Source organism: Pseudomonadota bacterium (assembly GCA_030859565.1).
GTDB lineage: Bacteria > Pseudomonadota > Gammaproteobacteria > JACCXJ01 > JACCXJ01 > USCg-Taylor.
In genome coordinates this window covers 1-3,661 of sequence record JALZJW010000239.1, presented here as the reverse complement: position 1 = coordinate 3,661, position 3,661 = coordinate 1, and the positions used below count along the sequence as shown (strand labels likewise).

The window sequence follows — 3,661 nt, the reverse complement described above, 5'->3', positions numbered from 1 at the left end:
TCGCTAATCGTCCGTCGTTCATGATGGTACTCATCCTCCCATCATGAACAGTCGCCGACCTACTTCAGACTCATCTTGTGTTAGAAATAAGCCCTCCCTTCAGACTCATCTTGCATTGGAATAGGCTGCGGTCAAGCTGCCCGGTGATCGACTGTGCGATAGGGTTGGATAAGAGCGTCAGTGGGGATCTCCAGTCCCACAGTGAGGCGGCGGATCATGCGCAAGGTCAGCGGGCGGCGCCTTGCCATCACCTCGGAGACCCGCGCCCGGCTGCCGATGAACGGCTCTAGATCTTTCCGGGTGAGCCCGCGGCTTTCCATGCAGTGCTCGATGGCCGCGATCGGATCGGGCGGCGGGATAGGATAGTGCTCCCGCTCGAACGCTTCGACGAGGATGCAGAGGAGCTCCAAGCGGTCGCTCTCGGGCGTATCGGGCTTGGCCTCCCACAACTGCTCGATCGCGCGCAGCGCTCGCTTGTAGCGAGCGTAGCGTGCGCTGTGCGCACGAGATAACTACAATCACCGCGTGGCCACATTTCGTCGTGCTGTCACGCCTGGGGCGACGTACTTCTTTACTGTCAATACCTATCGACGTCAGGTGCGATTGACCGATCCACCCGTGTACTCTGCGCTGCGCGAGGCACTACGGGCGGTAAAAGGTGCCCATCCGTTTACCATCGATGCCTTTGTCTTGTTGCCTGACCATCTGCACTGCCTCTGGACGTTACCCGAAGGCGATGCGGACTATGCATTGCGCTGGAACTTGGTGAAACGGAGGGTAAGCCAACAGGTCAGGCACTTGATTACGACCGATCTGACCTCATCACGCCGCAAGCGACGGGAATTGGGGTTATGGCAACGCCGCTTCTGGGAACACCAGATACGCGACGACCTTGACTTTACTAAACACGCGGATTACGTCCATTGGAACCCGGTTAAACACGGTTACGTTATCCGGGTGGCCGACTGGCCGTATTTGAGCTTTCATCGTTATGTGACGCGAGGTCTCTACCCTTTAACATGGGCCCGCCATGCGGAAGACGATGCGGGGCGGTATGGTGAGGCGCTCTAATCGTACGCATAGCGCACGCTACACTTGCTTCGGGAATCTTGGCCGACTCGAAGACGTAAACCTGGATTTGGTCATAGGGATATGGGTCGTAGTCGATTTTTTAGAAAAATGTCAGATGGAACGCAGCGCACGGGTCATTTGCGGCCCGCATGGTGCTCACGCGGCTCCCGGCTACGAAAAGAGCGTGTCCTGGTAAGGCACAACCTTATGCGGAATCTGCCGACCGGATGAATTGCGCGGGTGCGACGACGGAGATGCCGCGGAACGGGTGCAGGTCAAGCAAATCGGAGTCGCCCGTGATGATGCATGTGGCTCGGCCGGCTACCGCGAGTTCCAGAAATTTATTGTCTTTAGCATCACGACTGGCCAGGATTGCAGGTTGCGTGTTCACGTGCACGGTGTCCTGGATGAACCGGTCCAGAAAGACCATGCGTTCGTAGCGGGCCAGATAGCGATCGAATTTCGCGCGCTCCAGTACCCGCGCCAGTTCTGACAGGGTGCTTTCAGACCGGAGTAAGACCCCCGTCTTTAGCGCCTTGGTCACCGCTTGACCGGGAATCGATTCGAAAAACAGCAAGGAGCTGATGAGGACATTCGTGTCGATGACAAAACGCTTAGACGTCGCCATCGAGCATATCGGTCAGGATCTCCGGCGTGAGCCCTCGTGACTGGGCACGTTTGCTCAATATCTCCGCCAATTCTGGGAGTGAGGTAGCACTTGCGAGGTCCTCATCCTCGACCTGCACAGTCACGTGGTAGGTGCTGGCGGGATCAAGCTCTAGTGCCTCGGTGAGGCGCTTCATTACGTCCTCGCCTTTGATGTGTTCCAGTATGATGCTCGCCATCTTCAATGCGTTTAAGGGTCATGACACTGATTTCATTATAGCAGTGATAAAGGTAAGCGGGAGACTGGCGGAGATGAGAAGGCCGAGACAAGGCGCAGAAGTAGTCGGGCATTCGACGGGGCGCGGATGCGCATCAGGATGCGCCTGCGCGGCAAGGGTGAATGCTAAGCCGGCCCTGCCCAGTCTTCAATTTCCCAGTCGGCCACGCTACAGTTCTCGAAGCTGACCGTCTGGTGCTCGGAAAAGTGCCGCTTGAGCGTGCGCTCTATGCTTCTGTCGTACTCGGGGCGCACCGCGTGGGTCATCCCCGTGCGTTTCCTTAACCACTTTGCCATTGCGCGCCACCAGCTCGCCATCCTTAAACACCAGCTCCGACATTAGGGGATACCAACACTACGCTTTTTTGAAGACATAAGACCACAATTAAAGGCAGCTTTGCCTAACAAATGCTTCGAGAGAGGGGACATTACACGTCCGGCGGTCACACCTAACGCGTCGTTTTACCCTGTTCCAGCGGCGCGTCCTTAGACAAAACGCTACGATCTGTCGAATCGCGGCGGCACGACCTGAAAACAAATCCAGTGCAACCGAATTAGAAATAGTGTTGCATCGGTTTTTTCTGTCTACCGCCATTCCGGATCCTTCCAGAATGCCTATTCATAAAGTAACTTATATGTTACTATGATACATGATCGAGGTACGGGAATATATCGATCCGGCAGGCCGCAGCCTCTTTGAGAAATGGTTTGTCGGTCTCGATGCCCGTGCCGCTGCCAAAGTAACGGTTGCGCTTGCGCGTATTGAGCACGGTATCCGCTCGAATGTGAAAGGCGTGGGCGGCGGGGTTTTGGAACTCAAGATCGACTACGGGCCGGGGTACCGCATCTATTTTGGCAAGGACGGCGAGCGGCTGGTGATCTTGCTTGGGGGCGGCACGAAGAAGCGGCAGAGCGCGGATATTGAGGCTGCCCGACGTCTCTGGCAGGAATACAAGGCCCGCAAAAAGGTGGAGCGTTAGTTATGGCCCTGACACGGGATTTCAAAGAGACCATCAAGGCGCGGGCAGAGACCGACGCGGCTTTCCGCAGTGCGCTTTTGACCGAAGCCCTTGAATGCTTTCTATCCGGCGATGCGGAGACCGGCAAGGCGGTTTTGCGTGATTACATCAACGCCACCATCGGCTTTGAGGCATTGGGAGAAGAGACCGGCAGACCGCCGAAAAGCCTGATGCGGATGCTGGGTCCCCGTGGCAACCCGCAAGCGCGGAACCTCTTTGATGTGATCGCCCATTTGCAAAAGCGTGAAGGCGTTCGTGTCGAGGTCCGTCTGGCCCGGTAGCCAGGGCGCTAAGGTAGTTCGGGTTCGAAGCGCTCCCGGCTTACAAAAACTATCGGGCTGCGCGACTTCTCGCCGTGCCCCTTCGCCGAACACGACGTCCATCGGCGCGTAAAACACCTTGCCGAAGGGCTCACCCGGCCCGATCAACGTTGAGATTGTCGATTACCATTGAGGTGCAACATGGGACGCAGTGCCATACATCCTGGCGAACATCTCGCCGAACCGCTTGAAGAGCTACAGATGAGCGCGGCGGAGTCACCCTACCACCTGCAGAGCAGGTGGCTTGAGGTAAGCCCCTAAAGGGGCTATTGGTTAAACAGATCTTCTTGGCGATCGAGATCGTCCTGATTCTTTACGTAAGCACGGATCATCTGTTCGTCCAATCCCACCGTACTGACGCAGTATCC

The 3,661-nt window shown here is 56.6% G+C and carries 7 protein-coding genes; 3 read left to right on the top strand and 4 right to left on the bottom strand.

Annotated features, from left to right (window positions below; all coding sequences use genetic code 11):
* Window positions 1–131 precede the first annotated feature (131 nt).
* Window positions 132–449 carry a transcriptional regulator gene (locus M3436_20065; GenBank protein MDQ3566271.1) on the bottom strand — a complete coding sequence of 106 codons (318 nt, stop codon included), beginning with the start codon at window positions 447–449 and terminating at the stop codon, window positions 132–134.
* Between the two features lie 76 nt (window positions 450–525).
* Here M3436_20065 and M3436_20060 point away from each other — a divergent pair, with 76 nt between their 5' ends.
* Window positions 526–1,071, top strand: a complete 546-nt coding sequence (locus tag M3436_20060) for a transposase (GenBank protein MDQ3566270.1) — start codon at window positions 526–528, stop codon at window positions 1,069–1,071.
* Window positions 1,072–1,276: 205 nt separating this feature from the next.
* On the opposite strand, the gene M3436_20055 is transcribed toward M3436_20060, so the two are convergent.
* From M3436_20055 to M3436_20045, 3 genes are all read right to left on the bottom strand, one after another.
* Complete coding sequence (locus tag M3436_20055; protein ID MDQ3566269.1) at window positions 1,277–1,699, bottom strand: putative toxin-antitoxin system toxin component, PIN family; 423 nt, start codon at window positions 1,697–1,699, stop codon at window positions 1,277–1,279.
* Window positions 1,686–1,916, bottom strand: coding sequence for a hypothetical protein (locus tag M3436_20050; protein ID MDQ3566268.1), 231 nt, complete (start codon window positions 1,914–1,916; stop codon window positions 1,686–1,688). The genes M3436_20055 and M3436_20050 overlap by 14 nt, the downstream gene beginning before the upstream one ends.
* A gap of 164 nt (window positions 1,917–2,080) precedes the next feature.
* Window positions 2,081–2,251, bottom strand: coding sequence for a hypothetical protein (locus M3436_20045; GenBank protein ID MDQ3566267.1), 171 nt, complete (start codon window positions 2,249–2,251; stop codon window positions 2,081–2,083).
* Window positions 2,252–2,607: 356 nt separating this feature from the next.
* Between M3436_20045 and M3436_20040 the strand changes: the two genes are divergently transcribed.
* Together M3436_20040 and M3436_20035 are read left to right on the top strand one after the other, a co-directional pair.
* On the top strand, window positions 2,608–2,934 hold the full coding sequence (locus M3436_20040) for a type II toxin-antitoxin system RelE/ParE family toxin (GenBank protein MDQ3566266.1): 327 nt from the start codon (window positions 2,608–2,610) through the stop codon (window positions 2,932–2,934).
* A gap of 2 nt (window positions 2,935–2,936) precedes the next feature.
* On the top strand, window positions 2,937–3,254 hold the full coding sequence (locus M3436_20035; protein ID MDQ3566265.1) for a transcriptional regulator: 318 nt from the start codon (window positions 2,937–2,939) through the stop codon (window positions 3,252–3,254).
* The last annotated feature ends 407 nt before the right edge of the window (window positions 3,255–3,661 follow it).